This window comes from Streptomyces sp. NPDC059828 (assembly GCF_042731955.1).
GTDB lineage: Bacteria > Actinomycetota > Actinomycetes > Streptomycetales > Streptomycetaceae > Streptomyces.
In genome coordinates this window covers 1-20,729 of the sequence record NZ_JBHWIW010000064.1, presented here as the reverse complement: position 1 = coordinate 20,729, position 20,729 = coordinate 1, and the positions used below count along the sequence as shown (strand labels likewise).

Below are 20,729 nucleotides of genomic sequence, written 5' to 3'. Positions count from 1 at the left end.
TCATGGAGAGGGACGGCCGACGCCGTAATCCATACCAGCTGACGGACGAGACACCGGTGTACGTCATCTCGGTGGCGGCCCAGCTCTCCGGTCTGCACCCGCAGACCCTGCGGCAGTACGACCGCCTCGGCCTGGTCTCCCCCGACCGTACCGCCGGCCGGGGCAGGCGCTACTCGGCCCGTGACATCGAACTGCTCCGCCAGGTGCAGGCGCTGTCCCAGGACGAGGGCATCAACCTCGCCGGCATCAAACGCATCATCGAGCTGGAGCACCAGGTTGCCGCGCTCCAGGCCCGCGTCGCCGAGCTGTCCGCGGCGGTCGAGGGAGCGGCGGCGGCGATGCAACAGCGCGAGGCGCAGGTGCACGCGTCGTACCGGCGCGATCTGGTGCCGTACCAGGATGTGCAGCAGGCCAGTGCGCTGGTGGTGTGGCGGCCGAAGCAGCCGAGGCGGGACACGTGACGGGCGCCTGAAAAGGTGGTCCGAGGACGTGCGGAAGGGGCTGGGGTTTGGTTCCCCCAGCCCCTTCGCGCAGGTCGGCGCTGATGCATGACGAGGGCTGGTCGGGCCGGTTGGGCCGACCGGGCCTTTCCCTCAGGCCGGTTCCGTCGCTTCGGCGTGCTCCCCCGGTTCGTCCTGCTCCAGGATTCCCGAGCGGGCGATGAGGAAGCCGAGTTGCGCGCGCGAACCACTGCCGAGCGCGGAGGCCAGCTTGGCGATGTGGGCGCGGCAGGTGCGGACGTTCATCCCGAGACGGCGGGCGATGGCCTCGTCGACGTGGCCGTCGACCAGGAGCTTGGCTATGGAGCGCTGCACCCCGCTGATGCCGTCCAGTTCCGGGGTGTAGGAGACGACATGGTCGTCCCAGGGCACGCCGTGCAGCCAGAACTGGTCGAAGACGCCGACGAGATACTGCACCAGGCCCTCGTGGCGCAGCTCCAGCGCGGCCCGGCGGTCGCTGCGGGCCGGTATGAAGGCGACTTTCCGGTCGACGATGATGAGCCGGTCGATGATCTCCTCGAGGGTGCGGACCTCCGCGCCGTAAGGGGCGACCCGCTCGACGTAGGCCATCGTGGACGGGTTGTGGCGCGCGGTGTGCTGATAGAGCGTCCGCATCCGGACACCCCGGTCGATGAGGGTCTCGACCCGCCGCAGTCCGTCCTGCAGAGTGGCGGGCCTGCGTCCGCTGCCGGGCTGTACGGTCAGCAGCTCCTCGGTGCACTCGGCGATGACGCGGTCCAGCGTCGTGTTGATCACGCTCAGGCCCTCGAGCACCGTGATGGCGTGCGTGGTGGACGGGTCGTGCGGACTCAGCGTCATAAATGGCTCGAACGAGTCCGTGAGCGACATCGTGAGTCGTCTTCGCTCTTGGATCTCCCGCTCGATGGGGTATATCAGCTGGTGCAGCGCGATGGACGGCGGAACCGGACGGAGCCATTCGGCGTCCTCCGGATCCGGGCGCAGCATGGCCAGTTCGACCAGGCAGGGCGCTTCGGCCACCTCGGCTCGGGCTATGCGCCCACTGCGCAGAGCGGACGCATAGAGGTTTTTCCCCGCCTCGCACAGCTCGTCGTGACTGTGCTTGTCTCCCGAATCGCCCCTTTTCGCATGCATGTGCACCCCCCTCAGGGTCCTGAATTACAGGAACATGATGCCTGCACTCGCTGGTGGAAGCGGTCGGAGTGAGCCATCGTCTTAGGCGCGGGGGAGGAGGTAGTGATCAAAAGAGGTGGAGATCGGCGATGACCAGGATGGTTCGTGCACTTTGCGCAATAGCCGTTGCGGCCGCTCTCGGTGGTCTCGCGGTGAACGGGGAGCCCACCTGGGAGACGGCGCCGACGTCGGCGGCCGAGGCCTCGGTGGAACCCACTTGGGAGGCGGCACCTGCTTCGAAGGCCGCGATGCCGGGTGAGCCCACATGGGAGAAGACACCTACTTCGGTGATCGCGATGCCGGGTGAACCCACCTGGGAGAGCGTCCCGGCGGGCGTCGGAGCATGAGTGCTCCTCCGGACGACCGTGTCTTCCGCCGTGAGATGGCGACCGCGTACCGATCAGGGTGGCACTTCATCGATCTCGTCACGGCCATCCCCGGCCGTGGGGACTCGCTGATGGTCACGCTGTTCGGGGAGCCGATCGTGGTTGCCCGCGGCGACGATGAGGATGTCCGTGCCTACCGCTGCCTGCGGAGGCCCCGAGGGGCCCCGCAACCCGTCCGCTGTGCCATCCGGTACGGCATGATTTTCGTCAATCTCGATCAGCGCGACCACCAGTTGGTCGAATCGCAGACCACCACCACCCCCCGCAGTGCCTGAGCGATTCCCCCGTCGTTCAAAATCGCTCAGGCGCTTCCCCCACACAGCGGCGCCATCGTGGACCTGAAACACGATGGCGCCGCTGTGCTTTTTGCGTTCCCCATGTGCCGCGTCCTCCTTCGCGGCAACGCCTTGAGTGGAATAGACTCAACTTTGTGCACGTTGGATGAGTCATAGATATCAGGGCATACAGGGCACAGTCGAAGGAGGAGAAACCGCACGTGGACGCCGAGCTGACCAACAGGAGCCGGGATGCGCTCAACGCCGCTTCCAGCCGAGCCGTGTCCGAGGGCCATCCGGATCTGACCCCCGCGCACCTCCTGCTCGCACTCCTCGCGGGTCAGGACAACGAGAACATCACCGACCTGCTGGCCGCCGTGGACGCGGACCAGGCGGCCGTACGGGCCGGGGCCGAGCGGGTGCTCGCCGACCTGCCCAGCGTCACCGGGTCCACCGTCGCGCCCCCGCAGCCGAACCGAGAGCTGCTCGCGGTGATCGCCGACGCGGACCGCCGCGCCAAGGAGCTCGGCGACGAGTTCCTCTCGACCGAGCATCTGCTGATCGGTATCGCCGACAAGGGCGGGCGCAGCGCCGACGTGCTGTCCGCGCAGGGCGCCACGGCGAAGAAGCTGCTGGCCGCCTTCCAGGAGTCCCGGGGGTCGCGACGGGTGACCACCGCCGACCCGGAGGGCCAGTACAAGGCCCTGGAGAAGTTCGGTACGGACTTCACGGCCGCGGCCCGCGAGGGCAAGCTCGACCCGGTCATCGGGCGGGACCACGAGATCCGCAGGGTCGTCCAGGTGCTGTCCCGCCGCACCAAGAACAATCCCGTGCTCATCGGTGAGCCCGGCGTCGGCAAGACCGCGGTGGTCGAGGGCCTGGCGCAGCGGATCGTCAAGGGCGATGTGCCGGAGTCGCTGCGGAACAAGCGCCTGGTGTCCCTCGATCTGGGTGCGATGGTCGCGGGTGCGAAGTACCGGGGTGAGTTCGAGGAACGGCTGAAGACCGTTCTCTCCGAGATCAAGGAGAGCGACGGGCAGATCATCACCTTCATCGACGAGCTGCACACGGTGGTCGGCGCGGGCGCCGGCGGCGACTCGGCGATGGACGCGGGCAACATGCTCAAGCCGATGCTGGCGCGCGGCGAGCTGCGCATGGTCGGCGCCACGACGCTGGACGAGTACCGCGAGCGGATCGAGAAGGACGCGGCCCTGGAGCGGCGCTTCCAGCAGGTGCTGGTGGCCGAGCCCACGGTCGAGGACACCATCGCGATCCTGCGCGGGCTCAAGGGCCGCTACGAGGCCCACCACAAGGTGCAGATCGCGGACAGCGCGCTGGTCGCCGCTGCGACCCTCTCCGACCGCTACATCACCTCCCGCTTCCTGCCGGACAAGGCCATCGACCTGGTGGACGAGTCCGCGTCCCGGCTGCGGATGGAGATCGACTCGTCCCCGGTCGAGATCGACGAGCTCCAGCGCTCCGTCGACCGGCTGCGGATGGAGGAGCTCGCGCTCAAGAACGAGACCGACGAGGCCAGCAAGCAGCGCCTGGAGAAGCTGCGCCGCGACCTCGCCGACCGCGAGGAGGAGCTGCGCGGTCTCACCGCCCGCTGGGAGAAGGAGAAGGAGTCCCTCAACCGCGTCGGTGAGCTCAAGGAGCGGCTCGACAGCCTGCGCGGGCAGGCGGAGCGCGCCCAGCGCGACGGCGACTTCGACACGGCGTCGAAGCTGCTCTACGGGGAGATCCCGGCGCTGGAGCGTGAGCTGGCCGAGGCCACGGAGGCGGAGGCCCAGGTGGAGGCCGCGAAGGACACCATGGTCAAGGAGGAGGTCGGCCCCGACGACATCGCTGACGTGGTGGCCTCCTGGACGGGTATCCCGGCCGGACGGCTGCTCGAGGGCGAGACCCAGAAGCTGCTGCGCATGGAGGACGAGCTGGGCAGGCGCCTGATCGGCCAGACCGAGGCCGTACGGGCGGTGTCCGACGCGGTACGCCGCTCCCGGGCGGGTATCGCGGACCCGGACCGGCCCACCGGGTCGTTCCTGTTCCTCGGACCGACGGGTGTCGGCAAGACCGAGCTGGCGAAGGCGCTGGCGGACTTCCTCTTCGACGACGAGCGGGCCATGGTCCGTATCGACATGTCCGAGTACAGCGAGAAGCACTCCGTCGCCCGGCTGGTCGGCGCGCCTCCCGGCTACGTCGGCTACGAGGAGGGCGGCCAGCTCACGGAGGCGGTGCGCCGCCGCCCGTACACCGTGGTGCTGCTCGACGAGGTGGAGAAGGCGCACCCGGAGGTCTTCGACATCCTGCTCCAGGTGCTGGACGACGGCCGCCTCACGGACGGTCAGGGCCGCACGGTCGACTTCCGCAACACCATCCTGATCCTGACCTCCAACCTGGGCAGCCAGTTCCTGATGGACCCCCTCACCAGCGAGGAGGACAAGAAGCGGCAGGTCCTGGAGGTCGTGCGGGCCTCCTTCAAGCCGGAGTTCCTCAACCGGCTGGACGACCTGGTGGTGTTCTCCGCCCTGTCGAAGGACGAGCTGGCGAGGATCGCCGAGCTCCAGCTCGACCGCCTGGCCCGGCGGCTCGCCGAGCGCAGGCTCACTCTGGAGGTCACCCCTCAGGCGCTGGAGTGGCTCGCGGAGGAGGGCAACGACCCTGCGTACGGCGCCCGGCCGTTGCGCCGTCTCGTCCAGACCGCGATCGGTGACAGGCTGGCCAAGGAGATCCTGGCGGGCGAGATCAAGGACGGCGACACCGTGCGTGTCGACCGGTCCGGGGACGGGCTGCTCGTCGGCCCGGAGCGGTGATGCGGGGTGGTGATCCGGACACGAACGGATCAAGCGCCTGCGGGGGTTGCCAGCCCCCGCCCGGCATAAGGGAGGATGGCCACATCCGTACGAAGGGAATCACCCCGTGAGCATCGACCCGTCCTCGATTCCGAATTTCGGGGGCCAGCCCCAGTCGCAGCCCGGTCCGCCGCCGGGCCCCGTGGTGCCCGACCAGGACCTGGTCAAGCAGCTTCTCGACCAGATGGAACTGAAGTACGTCACCGACGACGAGGGTGACCTCGCGGCGCCGTGGGAGGACTTCCGCACGTACTTCATGTTCCGCGGCGAGGACGAGCAGCAGGTCTTCTCGGTGCGTACGTTCTACGACCGGCCGCATGCCGTCGAGGACCGGGCGAAGATCCTGGACGCGATCGACGACTGGAACCGCCGCACCCTGTGGCCGAAGGTCTACACGCACACCCACGAGGACGAGGAGGACGGCGGCCAGCCGACCCTCCGGCTCATCGGTGAGGCGCAGATGCTGATCGGCACCGGAGTGAGCCTGGAGCACTTCGTCTCGTCCACGGTGAGCTGGGTGCGTGCCTCGATCGAGTTCGACAAGTGGCTCGTGGAGCTGCTCGGTCTCGAGCCCGCCGCGGCCGAGGGCGAGGCGGACGAGAAGCCCGCCGACGAGAGCTGAAGCTCGGAGCGCTAGAGCGCCAGTGGGGCCAGCGTCAGCAGATAGGTCCCATAGCCGAACGACACCGCGGCCAGGGCGGCGATCACCGTGATCGCCGCCCTTGGCCGTGCCCGGGTCAGGGCCAGCGCCAGTGGGATCAGCAGCGGGAACGCGGGCAGCAGGAAGCGCGGCTTGGACTCGAAGAAGCCCGAGCCCCCGACCGTGATCAGCACCAGCACCCCGGTGTAGACGGCGAGCGGCAGCGCGGGTCGCTCCAGCAGGAGCAGCACCAGCAGCAGTACGCCCGCACAGGTGATCACCAGCGCCATGGGGAAGCCGAAGAAGGCCGGTGCGGTCACCATCGACCGCACCACCCGCAGCGAGCCCGCCCCCAGGTCGAAGCGTGAGGTCCAGCCGCTCTGCACGGCGAAGTAGCCGCCGAGCGGATCGCCCGTACGCAGCCCGACCCACAGGAGATAGCCGAGCCAGCCGGCCGGTGCCAGCGCCGCCGCGGCCCACAGCCGCCAGATGGGACCCTCCCTCCCGCGGGCGCACAGCCGGTACGCGGACACGGCGCACACCGCCGCCGCGACCGCGATCCCGTTGGGCCGGGTCAGCCCCGCCAGCGCCGCCAGCGAGGCCGCCCACAGCGGCCGGCCGGTCACCAGGGCGTACAGCGACCAGGCGGCGAACGCGGTCAGCAGGGGCTCGGTGTACGCCATGGTCAGCACGATCGAGTGCGGGAGCAGGCCCCACAGCAGCACCACCACGGTCGCGAGACGGCGGTTGTGGAGCCGCTCGACCAGGGCGTACACGCCCCAGGCCGCCGCCCCGGCCGCCGTCCAGGACAGTAGGAGACCCGCCGTGCCCCCGGTCACCGGCAGCACGGCCGTCAGGGACCGCACAAGACCCGGATAGAGCGGGAAGAACGCGAGATCGGACTGGACGGCGCCGTCCGGCCAGTGCAGCGTGCGCCCGTAGCCGTGGGCGGCGATCCGGCTGTACCAGTCGGAGTCCCAGGAGGTGGCGAGCAGCGCCCTCGGGGACTTCCCGATGTGCCATGCCCACAGGGCCATCAGACCCATGCCCGTCAGCCGCGCCGCCGCGAACAGCCCGAGCGCCGGAGCGGCCCGCCGCAGCGCCGTACGGCAGCGGGGACTGGTCCGGGCATCGGCGGTGGTCCGGGCGTCGGGTGCGGGCTGGGCATCGACTGACGCCTCGTCGAACGTCTCGGCGGACAGTGGACACCTCCGTGCGCGCGTGATCGGCCAGTCATCCCGACCCTCAGTGGCGTACGGGCAGGGCGCGAGCCCGGCGCGGCCATCCGGGTGGCGGCCCGGTGACGCCCGCGCGCACGGCGCCTAAGGTGGGGGGCCGCTGAACTCGACCGGACTGACTCGACGGGGGTGGACACGGTGCTTGGGAATCCCGCGGCGCGGGTGCGGGGCATGGGGACGTCGGTCTTCACCGAGATGACGGAGCTGGCGCGGCGCACCGGCGCCGTGAACCTGGGGCAGGGCGTTCCGGAGCTGGACAGCCCCGCCGAGCTGCTCAAGGACGTGGCGGACGCGGTGCTGTCGGGCAGCAACCAGTATCCGCCCGCCGTCGGTTTCCCGGCCCTGCGCGAAGCCGTCGCCGCCCATCAGCTCCGCCGCTACGGCCTCGACTACCGGCCCGACGGCGAGGTCCTGGTGACCACCGGCGCCACCGAGGCCCTCGCGGCCGCGCTGCTGGCGATGTGCGACCCGGGGGACGAGGTCATCGCCTTCGACCCCTGCTACGACGCCTACGCGGCGGACGCGCGGCTCGCCGGTGCCCGGCTCGTCGGTGTGCCCCTGACCCTGGACGGGGACGGCTTCGCTCTCGACATGGACGCCCTGCGCGCCGCTCTGACGGACCGGACGAAGGTGCTGCTGCTGAACAGCCCGCACAATCCGACGGGCAAGGTGTTCACGGTCGGCGAGCTGGCGGCCATCGCCGAGCTCTGCGCCGAGCGTTCGTTGACCGTCGTCACGGACGAGGTGTACGAGCATCTGGTGTACGCCGACGGCGCGCGGCACCGGCCCATCGCGACGTTCCCCGGGATGCGCGAGCGCACCCTGGTCATCTCGTCGGCGGGCAAGACGCTCAATGTGACCGGCTGGAAGGTCGGCTGGATCTGCGGCCCGGCACCCCTCGTCTCGGCGGTGAACTCCGCCAAGCAGTTCCTGACGTATGCCTCGGGCACCCCGTACCAGGAGGCCATCGCCAGGGCACTCGGCTCGGTGGAGAGCTGGGCCGCGGGCCTGCGCGAGTCCCTGCGGGCGCACCGGGACCTGCTCGGCGCGGGGCTGACCCGGGCCGGGCTGCGTCCGCTGCGCGCGGAGGCCGGGTACTTCGTCCAGGCGGACGTACGGCCGTGGGGTTACGACGACGGGGTCAGCTTCTGCCGGGAACTGCCGGAGCGCGCGGGTGTGGTGGCCATTCCGACCTCGGCGTTCTACGTCGGCGCGGACGCCCCGTCCTGGCTGGTGCGCTTCTCGTTCTGCAAGAGCGAGGCGTCGATCCGGCAGGCCGTGGACCGGCTGGTGGAAGCAGGCGGGCGCCTGCACTGAGGCGCGCAACCTCTGGACTTGCTCAAGTCTGCTTTGGCTCCCGGGAGCGGGGGGCATCCCCCTCTCACGCACGAGAGAGACAGAGAGACCCAACAAAGCAGAGCAAGAAGCAACGGGGAGGTGACGACGATGTTGGCCGAGGTCATCGTTATCGTCGCGGTTTTCATGCTGTTCGCCATCGTGGTGTCGGTCGCGGTTTCCCGCTCCGGGTCCGGCCGCGGCCGGACCCGGTCGCGTAGCGGCGGTTCCGGCTCCAGCGGCGCTTCCGGCTCCTGGTGGGCGGGGAGCGACGGTGGGGGATCGTCCTGTGGTGGGGGTTCGTCCTGCGGTTCCTCGTCGTCCTGCGGTGGCGGCGGAGGCGGCTGCGGGGGTGGCGGCGGCAGCTGACAGGCACATGGTGCTGTAGGCACATGCGGCTGACATGCATGCGCGGAACGTGCGCCCGGCGGGAGTTCAATTCCCTCCGGGCGTCGTCACATTGACGTCCAGGATGGATTTCCGTTGAACAGTTGAACCGTAAGGCACCCGGGGGGATGGAAACCGTCCCGTGTTGGGTAAAAGGCCTGTGACCGGCGCGCACTTCATGCTTCCCTCGCTGTGGAGAACCTCCAGCCCTCGGACCCTCAAGCGGGGTGCCGAGCAGGCGGTCCCGTTTCCCCTGTGCCTGCTCCGGGGCGTCCCGGACCGCCCGTCAACCCGTTACGCGCGTTTGCGGAGCCGACCCATGCTCACGACCCTGAAAACGTCCTACACCGATACCTGCGCGGCCGATCTGGCGTGGGCGCTGGGTCGGGGACCGCTGCCCGCCCTCGCCGTGCTGGACCTCGAACTGGCGGGTGCGAAATTGCAGTTGAGGCTGCTCGGCGCCTCCCACCAGGTGCTGCTCGAGGAGGAGGAAGGCGTCTGCTCCGAGACCGTGGCCTGCATCCCGGGCAGCAGCACCCCGCTGCCGCTGGGCGTGGCCAAGCGGATCGGCACCTGGGAGTACCAGTTCGCGGCGCACGTCGAGACCCTGTCCAAGGGCTCCTTCGCAGGCCGCGCACAGGAGTTGCTCGCTCTGGTGGCCGACCATCCGAACGGGCTCGCGGGTACCTTCCCGGGCTCTCCGCACGCGTTCACCGCGATGGTGGCGCAGCGGCTCGACGGGCAGGTGCGGTGGCGCACCTGGCACGCCTACCCGCAGGAGGGGCAGCTGGTGGTGACCCGGACGCGGGTGGGCGCGCGAGTGCCCGCCGTGCTCTGATTTCACGCACCCGCACGGCATTTTGCGGCAATTGCACCCGTGTGGGTGACGTGTTGTGCATGGCGACGTGACGTAGCGTTACGCCATGACCGACCCGCCCCCGCCAGCGCCGCCCGCTGAACGCGCCCTGGAGGTGTACCGAACCGACCAGGGCGGGGCGCGGGGGCCCGTCCGTCCGGGCGCGGGCAGATTCCCCGTGCTCCTCGTGGTCTTCGTCTGCGCCGCCTGCGGACTGGTGTACGAGCTTGAACTCGTCGCGCTCGGCTCGTATGTGGGCGGTGACTCGGTCACCCAGGCGTCCGTCGTGCTGTCCGTGATGGTCTTCGCGATGGGCCTCGGCTCGCTGCTCGCCAAGCGGCTGCGCTGCCATGCCGCCGTCGGCTTCGCCCTGGTGGAGGCGGTGCTGGCACTGGTCGGCGGCAGCTCGGCGCTGGTGCTGTACGGCACCTTCGCCTGGTTCGGCGAGGCGCGGCCGGCGCTGGTGGCGTTCTCGCTGATGATCGGGGTGCTGATCGGGGCGGAGATCCCGCTGCTGATGTCGCTGATCCAGCGGGCGTCCCGGCGCACCGGCCGCGAGCGGGGTGAGCGAGATGAACGGGATGAGCAGACAGGGCAGGCAGAACGGGCAGAACAGGATGCAGTGGGCACGGTCGCGGATCTGTTCGCGGCGGACTATGTGGGCGCCCTGGTCGGCGGGCTCGCCTTTCCCTTCTTCCTCCTGCCCTGGCTCGGACAGCTCACCGGTGCCCTGCTGACCGGTGCGGTGAACGTGGTGGCGGGCGGGGCGCTGGTGCTGTGGCTGTTCCGTCGGGACCTCTCGGTACGAGCCCGCTGGTGGCTGCTGATGGCCAATGTGACGGTGCTGGCGCTGCTCGCCACGACCACCGCGCTGGTCGGGGACTTCGAGGCCGCGGCACGGCGCGCCTTCTACGGGGAGCCGGTGCGGGTGGCCGTCCGCACCGGGATGCAGGAGGTCGTGCTGACCGGGGCACGGAAGGGCCCCCTGGACCTGTTCCTGGACGGGCATCTGCGGGTGAGCGGCCGGGACGCGGGGCGTTCGCAGCAGGCACTGGTACGTGGGGCGATGCGCGGTCCGCACGCACGGGTGCTGATCCTCGGCGGAGGCGACGGGCTCGTGGCGCGCGAGGTACTGCGGTACGCGGGAGTGCGCGCGGTGACCCTCGTCGAGCGGGATCCCGGAATGATCCGCCTGGCCCGCACGAATCCGGCGCTCAGCGGACTGAACGGGCACGCGTACCGGGATCCGCGGCTGCGGGTGGTGTGCGCGGACGCGTTCGACTGGCTGCGCACCGCCCGGACCGGCGCGTACGACGTGGTGGTCTCGGACCTGCCGGCCCCGACGACCGCACCCGGCACGAAGCTCTACTCCCAGGAGTTCTACGGCCTCGCGGCCGAAGTGCTCGCTGATGACGGGCGGATGGCCGTGAACGCCGGACCGGTCGCGGGTGGGGCCCGCACGTACTGGACGGTGGAGACGACCATGCGCTCGGCGGGGCTCGCGACGGTGCCGTACCGGGTGCCTGGGCTGCCCGGGCGCGGCTTGGTGCTGGCTGCGGCCTCCGGGGGCGGCGCGCGGCCGGTGCTGGGGCCGGGGGCGGTGAGCCTGGCGCGCGAGCGCCCGGACGACCTGCCCCCGTCGACGCTGCTGCATCCCCGCTACGCGGATTGACGGTGCAAGAACAGCGACCTGCGGGCCGGGGCTGAGTAGGCTCGGTTCCCATGGAGCATGAGGTGTTCGTACCGGTTCCGGCAGAGACCCTCCGGCAGACGCTGGCCGACCCGGCGCGCGTCGCGCGCTGTGTCCCCGGTCTGCAACGGGACGCCGACGCTTCGGCGGGCCCGCTCACGGGCCGGTTGAGGGTGAGGGTGGGAAGCCACACGATCACCTATCGCGGGGAGTTGCGGATCACCGAGCGGCAGGGCGGTGACTTCGCGATCGAGGGCGAGGGCATCGAAGCGCGCGGCTCGGGTGCCGTGAAGCTGGTGCTGACCCTGCGGCTCACCGCCGCGGAGGGCGGTACGACCCTCGGTTTCACCGGCACCTCGAATGCCGAGGGCCGTCTGGCAGCGCTTCCGCAGGAGGCGACCGCCCAGACGGCGATCCGGCTGCTGGAGCGTTTCGCTTCGGGCCTGGCATTGGTGGCGTCGCAGGGCCCGACCGGCGGTGCCACAGCGGAGCACGCCGGCGAGGACGTCGGGGGAGAGGGCGACGAGACGTACGGCGGCGGACTCAACGGCGTCGACACGGTGAACGGCGGCAATGGCGGCAACGGTGTGGACGCGGTGAACGGCGGCGACGGCGTCGACGACGAGCACGGCGGGGACGGTGTGAACGGGAGCTCCGTCTTCGACGTCGACGTGCCCCCGTCATCCCTGGAGCCTCTGGCGCACGACGAGTTCGACGCCGCCGACGAACCCCCCGCCGAGGCGGCCCATGCCCGGCGCACCATGATCGGCCGCAGTGCGGAGGAGGTCGACCACGCACCACCGCGCGGTCGGTACGCGCCCATGCCCGCGCCCCAGTCCACGGGCCCGAACGGCCCTCTGCGCTGGATCGCCCCCGCCGCGGCGATCGCCATCGCATCGGCGGTGGTCGTCGGACGTGCCCTGCGGCGCAGGCGCTGAGCGGGTCCGGACACGGCCTGAGCCCAGGGGACCCCCAGGTGGCGCACCCGATTTCCAGCGGCGTGCTTGGTCCGCCAGTAGTGTCGCGGTGTGAGTAGCGAAGAGCACGTCCGGCTCAGCGCCGGAGATGTCGAGCTGACCGTGGCACCCCTCAACGGCTGCCGGATCAGCAGTCTGCGGATCTCGGGGGTGGAGCTCCTCCGGCAGGGCGAGCGCTACGGCTGCTTCCCCATGGTCCCCTTCTGCGGCAGGACCAGGGACGGCCGTTTCCTCAACGGCGGGGTCACCCATCAGCTGCCTCTGAACTCCCCGCCGCACGCCATCCACGGCACCGGCCGCGACACGGCCTGGCGCCTCGCCCCCGGCGCCGGCCCCACCACCGCCGCGTTCACCTACGACCTCGCCGAGCCCTGGCCGTACACCGGACGGGTCACCCAGATCTTCGAGCTGACCGAGGACTCCCTCACGCTTCAGCTCGGTGTCGAGACCTACGATGTGTCGTTCCCCGCCCAGGCCGGCTGGCACCCCTGGTTCCTGCGCAGTCCCTTCCCGGACGGCAAGGACGCGCAGCTCGCGTTCACACCCGACTGGCAGGAGGAGCGTGGTGACGATCATCTGCCCACCGGCCGTCGTATCGGCCCGACCCCCGGGCCATGGGACGACTGCTTCGGGATGACCGACGGCGTCGATGTCACGATCACCTGGCCCGAGCATCTGGAGCTGACGGTCAGGAGCAGGTCGCCGTGGGTGGTGATCTATGACGAGCAGCCGGAGGCCGTCTGCGTCGAGCCCCAGTCCGGACCGCCGAACGGCCTGAACACGGACCCCCGGCTTGTCACCCCCATCGAACCGCTCGAAATGTCCGCGACCTGGACATGGCGGAGGCTCGGGTAGGCCTCGGTTGGGCCCTGGGCGGGTGGCGGCATCTAAGCTCGTGACCATGACTGACGTACGTGCTGAGCTGCTCCAGCAGATCAAGGACAAGGCCGTGGTGCACGGCAAGGTGATCCTCTCCTCGGGTCGTGAGGCCGACTACTACATCGACCTGCGCCGGATCACGCTGGACGGCGAGGCCGCGCCCATGGTCGGCCAGGTGATGCTGGATCTGACCAGGGATCTGGACTACGACTGCGTCGGCGGTCTGACGCTGGGCGCCGACCCGGTGGCGACCTCGATGCTGCACGCCTCCGCCGCGCGCGGTGAGCGCCTGGACGCCTTCGTCGTGCGCAAGGCCCAGAAGACCCACGGAATGCAGCGCCGTATCGAGGGCGCCGACGTCAGGGGTCGCCGCTGCCTGGTCGTTGAGGACACCTCCACCACCGGAGGCTCACCGCTCACCGCGGTCGAGGCGGTCCGTGAGGCGGGCGGCGAGGTCGTCGCGGTGGCCACGATCGTAGACCGGGGCGCGGCCGGCGCCATCGCCGAGGCCGGGCTGCCCTATCTGACCGGTTACCAGCTCTCTGACCTCGATCTGGGCTGATGTGTCGAGGGGCGGGGGTTCCACGAGGTTTCACGTGAAACGCCCGCCCGTTGGTTGCAGGACCCTGGGAGTCCCCGTGGGCGTCTGGGAAGATAGGTGCGACGATGACGTCGCCCCCCAGGTCAGGGCCTAGCAACGCACACCGCACATCACAAGGAGCGGACAGATGCCCATCGCAACCCCCGAGGTCTACAACGAGATGCTCGACCGGGCGAAGGCAGGCAAGTTCGCCTACCCGGCCATCAATGTCACCTCGTCCCAGACCCTGCACGCTGCGCTGCGCGGATTCGCGGAAGCCGAGAGCGACGGCATCGTCCAGATTTCCACCGGTGGCGCGGAGTTCCTCGGCGGACAGCACAACAAGGACATGGTGACCGGCGCCGTCGCCCTCGCCGAGTTCGCGCACATCGTCGCCGAGAAGTACGACGTCAACATCGCGCTGCACACCGACCACTGCCCCAAGGACAAGCTGGACGCCTACGTCCGCCCGCTGCTCGCCGTCTCCGAGCAGCGCGTCGCCAAGGGGCAGAACCCGCTGTTCCAGTCCCACATGTGGGACGGCTCCGCCGAGACCCTGGCCGACAACCTGGCCATCGCCAAGGAGCTGCTGCCCCGGGCCGCCGCCGCCAAGATCATCCTCGAGGTCGAGATCACCCCGACCGGCGGCGAGGAGGACGGCGTCACCCACGAGATCAACGACGAGCTCTACACCACCGTCGAGGACGCCATCCGCACCGCCGAGGCCCTCGGCCTGGGTGAGCAGGGCCGCTACCTGCTGGCCGCGTCCTTCGGCAACGTCCACGGTGTCTACAAGCCGGGCAACGTGGTGCTCCGCCCCGAGCTGCTCAAGGACCTCCAGGCCGGTGTGGCGGCGAAGTTCGGCAAGTCGACGGAGCCCGGCCCGTTCGACTTCGTCTTCCACGGCGGCTCCGGCTCCACCGTCGAGGAGATCGCCACCGCGCTGGAGAACGGCGTCGTGAAGATGAACCTCGACACCGACACCCAGTACGCCTTCACCCGCCCTGTCGCGGACCACATGTTCAAGAACTACGACGGTGTGCTGAAGATCGACGGCGAGGTCGGCTCGAAGAAGACCTACGACCCGCGTAGCTGGGGCAAGGCGGCCGAGGCCGGCATGGCCGCGCGTGTCCTCGAGGCCTGCCAGGCGCTGCGTTCCGCCGGGACGAAGCTCAAGTAAGCGGTCGACGAGGCCCGGCACCGTTCACAAGGACGGTGCCGGGCCTCCGTCCTGTCCGCGGGAACGTTGCCCGATGCGGCACCAGGAGGCGCCATGACCAGGTACGACTTCGACAAACCCGTCGACCGCCGGGGCACCGCCTGCGTCCAGTGGGACGGCGTGGCCGAGCGCTTCGGTGTGGACGGTCTGCTGCCGTTCACGATCTCCGACATGGACTTCCCGTCCGCGCCCCCGGTGCTGGACGCGCTGCGGGAGCGGCTCGCGCACGGGGTGTTCGGCTACACGGACTGGCGCGTGAGCGGATTCCGTGAGGCGATATGCGGCTGGTACGCGACGCGGTACGACACCGAGCTCGACCCGGAGCAGATCGTGTACGGGCCCTCCGTGCTGAACCAGCTGTCTCAGCTGCTGCGGATGTGGACGGTGCCGGGCGACGGGGTGGCCGTGCACACCCCCACCTACGACGGCTTCCGCAAGGCGGTGACCGGGCTCGGGCGGGAACTGCGCGGGGTGCCGCTGGGGGATGCCGCGGCCCTGGAGCGGGAGCTCGCCAGGCCGGATACGAAGGTCCTGATCCTGTGCTCGCCCCACAACCCCACGGGCCGGGTGTGGACGGAGTCCGAACTGGCGGAGACGGCACGGCTGGCGGCCGCGCACGACGTCGCCGTGATCAGCGACGAGATCCACGCCGACTTCGTCCATGACGGTCACCGGCATCTGCCGTGGACGCGGTTCGCTCCCGGTGGGGGTCGCTGGGCGCTGATCAGCTCCGCGTCCAAGGCGTTCAACTTCCCCTCGCTGAACGGTTCGTACGGGATCATCGGCGATCCCGGGGAGCGAGCGGCCTTCACCCGCCGCATGGAGACCGGGGAAGGGCTGGCCTCCCCGTCGGCGCTCTCGCTCACCGCCCACATCGCGGCCTACCAGGAGGGCGCGCCCTGGCTGGACGCGGCGCGCGGCTATGTCGCCGGGAACCTGAGCCTGCTCGCCCAGCGGCTGAACGGGGCGTTTCCCGCGCTGCGCTGGACGCCGCCGCAGGCCGGCTATCTGGCGTGGATCGATCTGCGGGCGCTGGGTGTGAGCGATGAGGCCCTCCAGCGCGAACTGATCGAACGCGAGCGCGTGGCGATGATGCCGGGGGCGGTCTACGGGGCGGAGGGGTTCCTCCGGTTCAACGTGGGGTGCCCGCGGGGCAAGGCGGAGGCGGGGGCGGAGGCACTGGTCAGGGCGCTGACCCGGCTGGTCTGAGGCCGGTTGCGCGATGCGTCGCCGGGTTGCGCGATGCGCGCGGGGCCAGGCGGGCCGGTTTCCGGGCTTGCCCGGTTCCGCGGCCGCGCCCACCCCGCGGACGCGCCCACGCGCCCACCCCGCCGGACGCGACACACACGGCACACCGCGAAACCCGCCCACGAACAGGTCGGTGACCCGCCCGCCACGGGCCGCGAGGCCCACCGCGCCGGGCCGGGCCGGGAAACCTACGCTGGCCACATGGACATCCGGCTCGCGACGGCCACCGGCCGCTGGGTGGTCCTGACCACCGTCCTCGGGTCGAGCATGGCCATGCTCGACTCCACCGTGGTGAACGTCGCGCTCCCGCATATCGGTGACGACCTCGGCGCCGATCTGGCCGGACTCCAGTGGACGGTCAACGCGTACATGCTGACCCTCGCCGGGCTGATCCTGCTGGGTGGGGCCCTCGGGGACCGTTACGGCAGGCGGCGGGTGTTCGTGATCGGCGTGGCGTGGTTCGCGCTGGCCTCGCTGATCTGCGGACTCGCGCCGAACGCGACGCTCCTGATCGTCGCGCGGGCACTCCAGGGCGTCGGCGGGGCACTGCTCACCCCGGGGTCGCTGGCGCTGATCCAGGCCAGCTTCCACCCGGACGACCGTGCCCGCGCCGTGGGACTGTGGTCCGGTTTCGGCGGGGTCGGCGCGGCGGTGGGGCCGTTCGTCGGGGGCTGGCTGGTCGACGGTCCCGGCTGGCGCTGGGTGTTCCTGCTCAATGTGCCGCTGGCCGCCGTGTGCCTGCCGGTCGCGCTGCGGCATGTCCCCGAGTCGCGCGACCCGGAGGCCCATGGGCGGTTCGACGTGCTCGGCGCGGTGCTCGGTGCGCTGGGCCTCGCCCTGGTCACGTACGGGCTCATCGACATGTCCTGGTGGGCTGGGGTGGCCGGGGTGCTGACGGGTGTCGCGTTCGTGGTGGTCGAGCGGCGCCGCGCGGAGCCCATGCTGCCGTTGTCGATCTTCCACTCGCGCCAGTTCACGGCGGTCAACCTGGTCACGCTGTGCGTGTACGCGGCGTTCAGCGGGTTCTTCTTCCTCGCCGCCCTTCAGCTCCAGGTCGTCGCGGGTTACTCGGCCCTCGCCGCCGGCACCGCCCTGCTCCCCACCACTCTGCTGATGCTCACCCTCTCGGCCCGCTCGGGCACGCTGGGCGAGCGGATCGGCCCCCGTATCCCCCTCACGGTCGGCCCGCTGGTCTGTGCGGCCGGGATGCTGCTGATGCTGAGGGTCGGCGCGAACGCCTCGTACCTGACGGACGTGCTGCCCGCCACGCTGGTGCTGGGTCTCGGCATGGTGACCCTCGTCGCCCCGCTGACCGCGACCGTGCTGGCTTCCGTCGACACCGCCCGCGCCGGGATCGCCAGCGGTATCAACAACGCCGCCGCCCGCGCCGCGGGCCTGCTCGCGGTGGCCGCACTGCCGCTGCTGGTCGGCATGGGTCCGGAGGCGTACCGCATACCGGAGGAGTTCGCGGCGACCTTCCGTCGAGCGATGCCGCTGTGCGCGGGCGTGCTCGTGCTGGGCGCGGCGATCGCCTTCGCGCTGGTGCGCCGCCCCGCCCTGCCGTGCTGCCACCCCGAGTGCAAGGTCCAGTGCGGGGTCGGGGCGCCCACCCTGGAGAGCCCGGTGGAGCAGAGCCGGGGGCGGGGTGCCCCGGACGGGCAGGGCTGACACGGCCCGGGTACGCCTTCTGTGACACTGAACCCATGTCCATCCACGAAAACCTGCTCGGGGGACCGCCCCCCACCCGTCTCCCCGACGACCCGGAGCCCCGGGAGCTGCTCGCCGCGGGCACCGCGCCCGCCGATGTCGCCGCGAAGTATCCGACCTCCTCGCTCGCCTGGGCGCAGCTCGCCGACGACGCGTTCGAGGGGGGCCGGGTCGTCGAGTCGTACGCGTATGCCCGCACCGGTTACCACCGGGGCCTGGACGCGCTGCGCCGCAACGGCTGGAAGGGGCATGGCCCGGTGCCGTGGGAGCACGAGCCGAACCGGGGTTTCCTGCGTGCCCTGCACGCGCTCGCCCGCGCCGCGCAGGTCATCGGCGAGCAGGATGAGTACGAGCGCTGCTCCACGTTCCTGCGTGAGTCCTCCGAGACCGCGGCGCAGACCCTGGGCTGACGGCCGACAGGTGCTGACCAGCGGGTAAGCAGAGGGGGCGGGTGCCTTTCCGGGTGCTCGCCCCTCGCGTTGCCCCTGGGGCCCGTGTTTATGATGCCCGCAGGGGACCGGAGCTCCGAGACCACCGACGGAAAGGGGCGGACCGCTACCCGGACACATGTGTCAGGAGACAGCGATGTCGCAGTATCCCGATGCCTCCGGAGCCGGTTCGGTCACCCCGAACCTCGACTTCGCGGGCACCACTCCGTACGAGGACTACGTCCAGGCCGACGTCCTCACCCACCTCCAGCACCCGCTCTCCGACGATCCCGGCGAGATGGTCTTCCTGGTCACCACCCAGGTGATGGAGCTTTGGTTCACCGTCATCGTCCACGAGTGGGAGACCGCGTCCCACGCCCTGCGCCGCGACGATCTGCCCGTCGCCGTAGACGCCCTCAAGCGGTCCGTACGCGAGCTGGAGGCGCTGAACGCCTCCTGGCGCCCGCTCGCCCAGCTCACCCCCATGCAGTTCAACTCCTACCGCAGCGCCCTGGGCGAGGGCTCCGGATTCCAGTCGGCGATGTACCGGCGCATGGAGTTCCTGCTCGGTGAGAAGTCGGCGTCGATGCTGGTCCCGCACCGCGGCGCCCCGCGCGTCCACGCGGAGCTGGAGAAGGCGCTGCACCAGCCGAGCCTCTACGACGAGGTGCTGCGGCTGCTGGCCCGCCGCGGGCTGCCCGTGCCGCAGGAGGTGCTCGACCGGGATCTCTCGCAGCGGTACGAGCCGTCGCCCGAGGTGGAGCGGGTGTGGGCGTCCCTGTACGAGGGCACCGACCAGGACGCCGAGCTCGTACGCCTCGGCGAGGCGCTCACCGATGTCGCCGAGCTGGTGTGGCGCTGGCGCAACGACCACCTCGTGGCGACCCGCAGGGCCATGGGCGCCAAGACCGGTACGGGGGGTTCCGCCGGGGTCGCCTGGCTGGAGAAGCGCGCGGCGAAGAACGTGTTCCCCGAGCTGTGGACGGCGCGCAGCCATGTCTGAGACCGAGGCACGGCTCATAGCGAAGGCCGCGGAGCTGGACGCGGCGGATGAACTCGCCAAGCGGCGCGAGCTGTTCGCACTCGACGACGGCACGGTCTACCTGGACGGGAACTCGCTGGGCGCCCTGCCCCGCCATGTCCCCGCCCGGATGGCCGAGGTCATCGGCCGTGAGTGGGGCGAGCTGCGCATCCGCTCCTGGGACGAGAGCGGCTGGTGGACGGCGCCCGAGCGGATCGGCGACCGGATCGCCCCACTCGTCGGCGCGGCGCCGGGCCAGATCGTGGTCGGCGACTCCACCAGCGTCAATGTGTTCAAGGCCGTCGTCGCGGCGGTACGGATGGCCCCGGACGACCGGGACGAGATCCTCGTCGACGCCACCACGTTTCCCACCGACGGCTATGTCGCCGAGTCCGCCGCCCGGCTGACCGGCCGCCGCCTGGTGCCGGTCGCCCCGGCCGGGCTGACCGCGGCGCTCGGGCCTCGTACGGCTGCCGCGCTCATCAACCACGTGGACTTCCGCACCGGCCGGCTGCACGACCTGCCGTCCCTCACCGCGGCCGTCCACGAGGCGGGCGCGCTGGCGGTCTGGGACCTGTGCCACAGCGCGGGCGCGCTGCCCGTCGGGCTTGACGCCCACGGCGTGGACCTCGCGGTCGGCTGCACCTACAAGTACCTCAACGGCGGCCCCGGCTCGCCCGCGTACCTGTACGTCGCCGAGCGGCACCAGGCCCGTTTCGACTCCCCGCTGCCCGGCTGGAACTCGCACGCCGACCCGTTCGCCATGGCCGCGGGATTCTCGGCGGCGGACGGTGCGCTGCGCGGACGGGTCGGCACGCCGGACATCCTCTCGATGCTGGCGCTGGAGTCGGCGCTCGACGTCTGGGACGGGGTCCAGGTGGCATCGGTACGGGCCAAGTCGCTGGCTCTGACCGACTTCTTCCTGGAGTGCGTGGAGGCGTACGCCCCCGCGGGCAGGGTCACCTCGCTGACCCCGCGCGCCCATGCGGAACGCGGCAGCCAGGTCGCGCTGTCCTGCGCCGAGGCGCCCGCTGTGATGGCGGCCCTGATCGAGCGCGGCGTGGTCGGCGATCTTCGCCGCCCCGACGTGCTGCGCTTCGGCTTCACCCCGCTGTACGTCGGCTTCGCGGACACCGAGCGGGCGGCGCGGGTCCTCGCGGAGGTGCTGGCGCAGGTGCCGGTGGCGGCACACGGCTGAGTAGGGGCTGATCAGCGGCTCGCCCGCCGACGGTCCCCTCGGCCCGGGGGCCTGGGGAGACCCCACCCCCTCGGCCCGGGGGCCTGGGGAGACCCCACCCCCTCGGCCCGGGGGCCTGGGGAGACCCCACCCCCTCGGCCCGGGGGCCTGGGGAGACCCCA

Annotated in this window: 18 protein-coding genes; 16 read left to right on the top strand and 2 right to left on the bottom strand. The window is 70.9% G+C overall.

Going from position 1 to position 20,729, the window contains the following annotated elements:
• The first annotated feature begins 2 nt into the window (after positions 1 to 2).
• The gene (locus ACFV6V_RS28535) at positions 3 to 461 is read left to right on the top strand and encodes a heat shock protein transcriptional repressor HspR (protein ID WP_385570571.1); all 459 of its coding nucleotides are present in this window, start codon (positions 3 to 5) and stop codon (positions 459 to 461) included.
• A 132-nt stretch (positions 462 to 593) separates the two neighbouring features.
• Here the strand turns inward: ACFV6V_RS28535 and ACFV6V_RS28530 are convergent, their stop codons facing one another.
• On the bottom strand, positions 594 to 1,613 hold the full coding sequence (locus ACFV6V_RS28530) for a helix-turn-helix transcriptional regulator (RefSeq protein ID WP_385570568.1): 1,020 nt from the start codon (positions 1,611 to 1,613) through the stop codon (positions 594 to 596).
• A 382-nt stretch (positions 1,614 to 1,995) separates the two neighbouring features.
• On the opposite strand from ACFV6V_RS28530, the gene ACFV6V_RS28525 reads away from it, so the two are divergent.
• From ACFV6V_RS28525 to ACFV6V_RS28515, 3 genes are all read left to right on the top strand, one after another.
• Positions 1,996 to 2,313 carry a (2Fe-2S)-binding protein gene (locus tag ACFV6V_RS28525; RefSeq protein WP_385570566.1) on the top strand — a complete coding sequence of 106 codons (318 nt, stop codon included), beginning with the start codon at positions 1,996 to 1,998 and terminating at the stop codon, positions 2,311 to 2,313.
• A 221-nt stretch (positions 2,314 to 2,534) separates the two neighbouring features.
• Positions 2,535 to 5,126: an ATP-dependent chaperone ClpB gene (clpB, locus tag ACFV6V_RS28520; RefSeq protein ID WP_385570564.1), complete on the top strand. Its 2,592-nt coding sequence runs from the start codon at positions 2,535 to 2,537 to the stop codon at positions 5,124 to 5,126.
• Between the two features lie 106 nt (positions 5,127 to 5,232).
• On the top strand, positions 5,233 to 5,787 hold the full coding sequence (locus ACFV6V_RS28515; protein WP_385570561.1) for a YbjN domain-containing protein: 555 nt from the start codon (positions 5,233 to 5,235) through the stop codon (positions 5,785 to 5,787).
• Positions 5,788 to 5,798: 11 nt separating this feature from the next.
• Here the strand turns inward: ACFV6V_RS28515 and ACFV6V_RS28510 are convergent, their stop codons facing one another.
• On the bottom strand, positions 5,799 to 6,851 hold the full coding sequence (locus ACFV6V_RS28510) for a hypothetical protein (RefSeq protein WP_385570560.1): 1,053 nt from the start codon (positions 6,849 to 6,851) through the stop codon (positions 5,799 to 5,801).
• A gap of 363 nt (positions 6,852 to 7,214) precedes the next feature.
• Here ACFV6V_RS28510 and ACFV6V_RS28505 point away from each other — a divergent pair, with 363 nt between their 5' ends.
• From ACFV6V_RS28505 to kynU, 12 genes are all read left to right on the top strand, one after another.
• On the top strand, positions 7,215 to 8,360 hold the full coding sequence (locus ACFV6V_RS28505) for an aminotransferase class I/II-fold pyridoxal phosphate-dependent enzyme (RefSeq protein WP_385570557.1): 1,146 nt from the start codon (positions 7,215 to 7,217) through the stop codon (positions 8,358 to 8,360).
• Between the two features lie 724 nt (positions 8,361 to 9,084).
• A complete protein-coding gene (locus ACFV6V_RS28500; protein WP_385570554.1) occupies positions 9,085 to 9,603 on the top strand; it encodes a DUF2617 family protein in 519 nt (172 codons plus the stop codon).
• Between the two features lie 85 nt (positions 9,604 to 9,688).
• Complete coding sequence (locus ACFV6V_RS28495) at positions 9,689 to 11,293, top strand: polyamine aminopropyltransferase (RefSeq protein WP_385570551.1); 1,605 nt, start codon at positions 9,689 to 9,691, stop codon at positions 11,291 to 11,293.
• Between the two features lie 50 nt (positions 11,294 to 11,343).
• A complete protein-coding gene (locus tag ACFV6V_RS28490) occupies positions 11,344 to 12,249 on the top strand; it encodes an SRPBCC domain-containing protein (protein WP_385570549.1) in 906 nt (301 codons plus the stop codon).
• A 90-nt stretch (positions 12,250 to 12,339) separates the two neighbouring features.
• On the top strand, positions 12,340 to 13,143 hold the full coding sequence (locus ACFV6V_RS28485; RefSeq protein ID WP_361283791.1) for an aldose 1-epimerase: 804 nt from the start codon (positions 12,340 to 12,342) through the stop codon (positions 13,141 to 13,143).
• Positions 13,144 to 13,189: 46 nt separating this feature from the next.
• Positions 13,190 to 13,729, top strand: coding sequence for an orotate phosphoribosyltransferase (gene pyrE / locus ACFV6V_RS28480; RefSeq protein ID WP_385570546.1), 540 nt, complete (start codon positions 13,190 to 13,192; stop codon positions 13,727 to 13,729).
• A gap of 166 nt (positions 13,730 to 13,895) precedes the next feature.
• The gene (gene fbaA, locus ACFV6V_RS28475; protein WP_385570544.1) at positions 13,896 to 14,927 is read left to right on the top strand and encodes a class II fructose-bisphosphate aldolase; all 1,032 of its coding nucleotides are present in this window, start codon (positions 13,896 to 13,898) and stop codon (positions 14,925 to 14,927) included.
• Positions 14,928 to 15,020: 93 nt separating this feature from the next.
• Positions 15,021 to 16,175: a MalY/PatB family protein gene (locus ACFV6V_RS28470; protein ID WP_385570542.1), complete on the top strand. Its 1,155-nt coding sequence runs from the start codon at positions 15,021 to 15,023 to the stop codon at positions 16,173 to 16,175.
• A gap of 240 nt (positions 16,176 to 16,415) precedes the next feature.
• Positions 16,416 to 17,882 carry an MFS transporter gene (locus tag ACFV6V_RS28465; protein ID WP_385570539.1) on the top strand — a complete coding sequence of 489 codons (1,467 nt, stop codon included), beginning with the start codon at positions 16,416 to 16,418 and terminating at the stop codon, positions 17,880 to 17,882.
• A gap of 35 nt (positions 17,883 to 17,917) precedes the next feature.
• The gene (locus ACFV6V_RS28460) at positions 17,918 to 18,331 is read left to right on the top strand and encodes a DUF3151 domain-containing protein (protein ID WP_385570536.1); all 414 of its coding nucleotides are present in this window, start codon (positions 17,918 to 17,920) and stop codon (positions 18,329 to 18,331) included.
• 175 nt (positions 18,332 to 18,506) lie between these two features.
• The gene (gene kynA, locus ACFV6V_RS28455; protein WP_385570534.1) at positions 18,507 to 19,352 is read left to right on the top strand and encodes a tryptophan 2,3-dioxygenase; all 846 of its coding nucleotides are present in this window, start codon (positions 18,507 to 18,509) and stop codon (positions 19,350 to 19,352) included.
• Positions 19,345 to 20,568, top strand: coding sequence for a kynureninase (kynU, locus tag ACFV6V_RS28450; protein ID WP_385570531.1), 1,224 nt, complete (start codon positions 19,345 to 19,347; stop codon positions 20,566 to 20,568). The genes kynA and kynU overlap by 8 nt, the downstream gene beginning before the upstream one ends.
• The last annotated feature ends 161 nt before the right edge of the window (positions 20,569 to 20,729 follow it).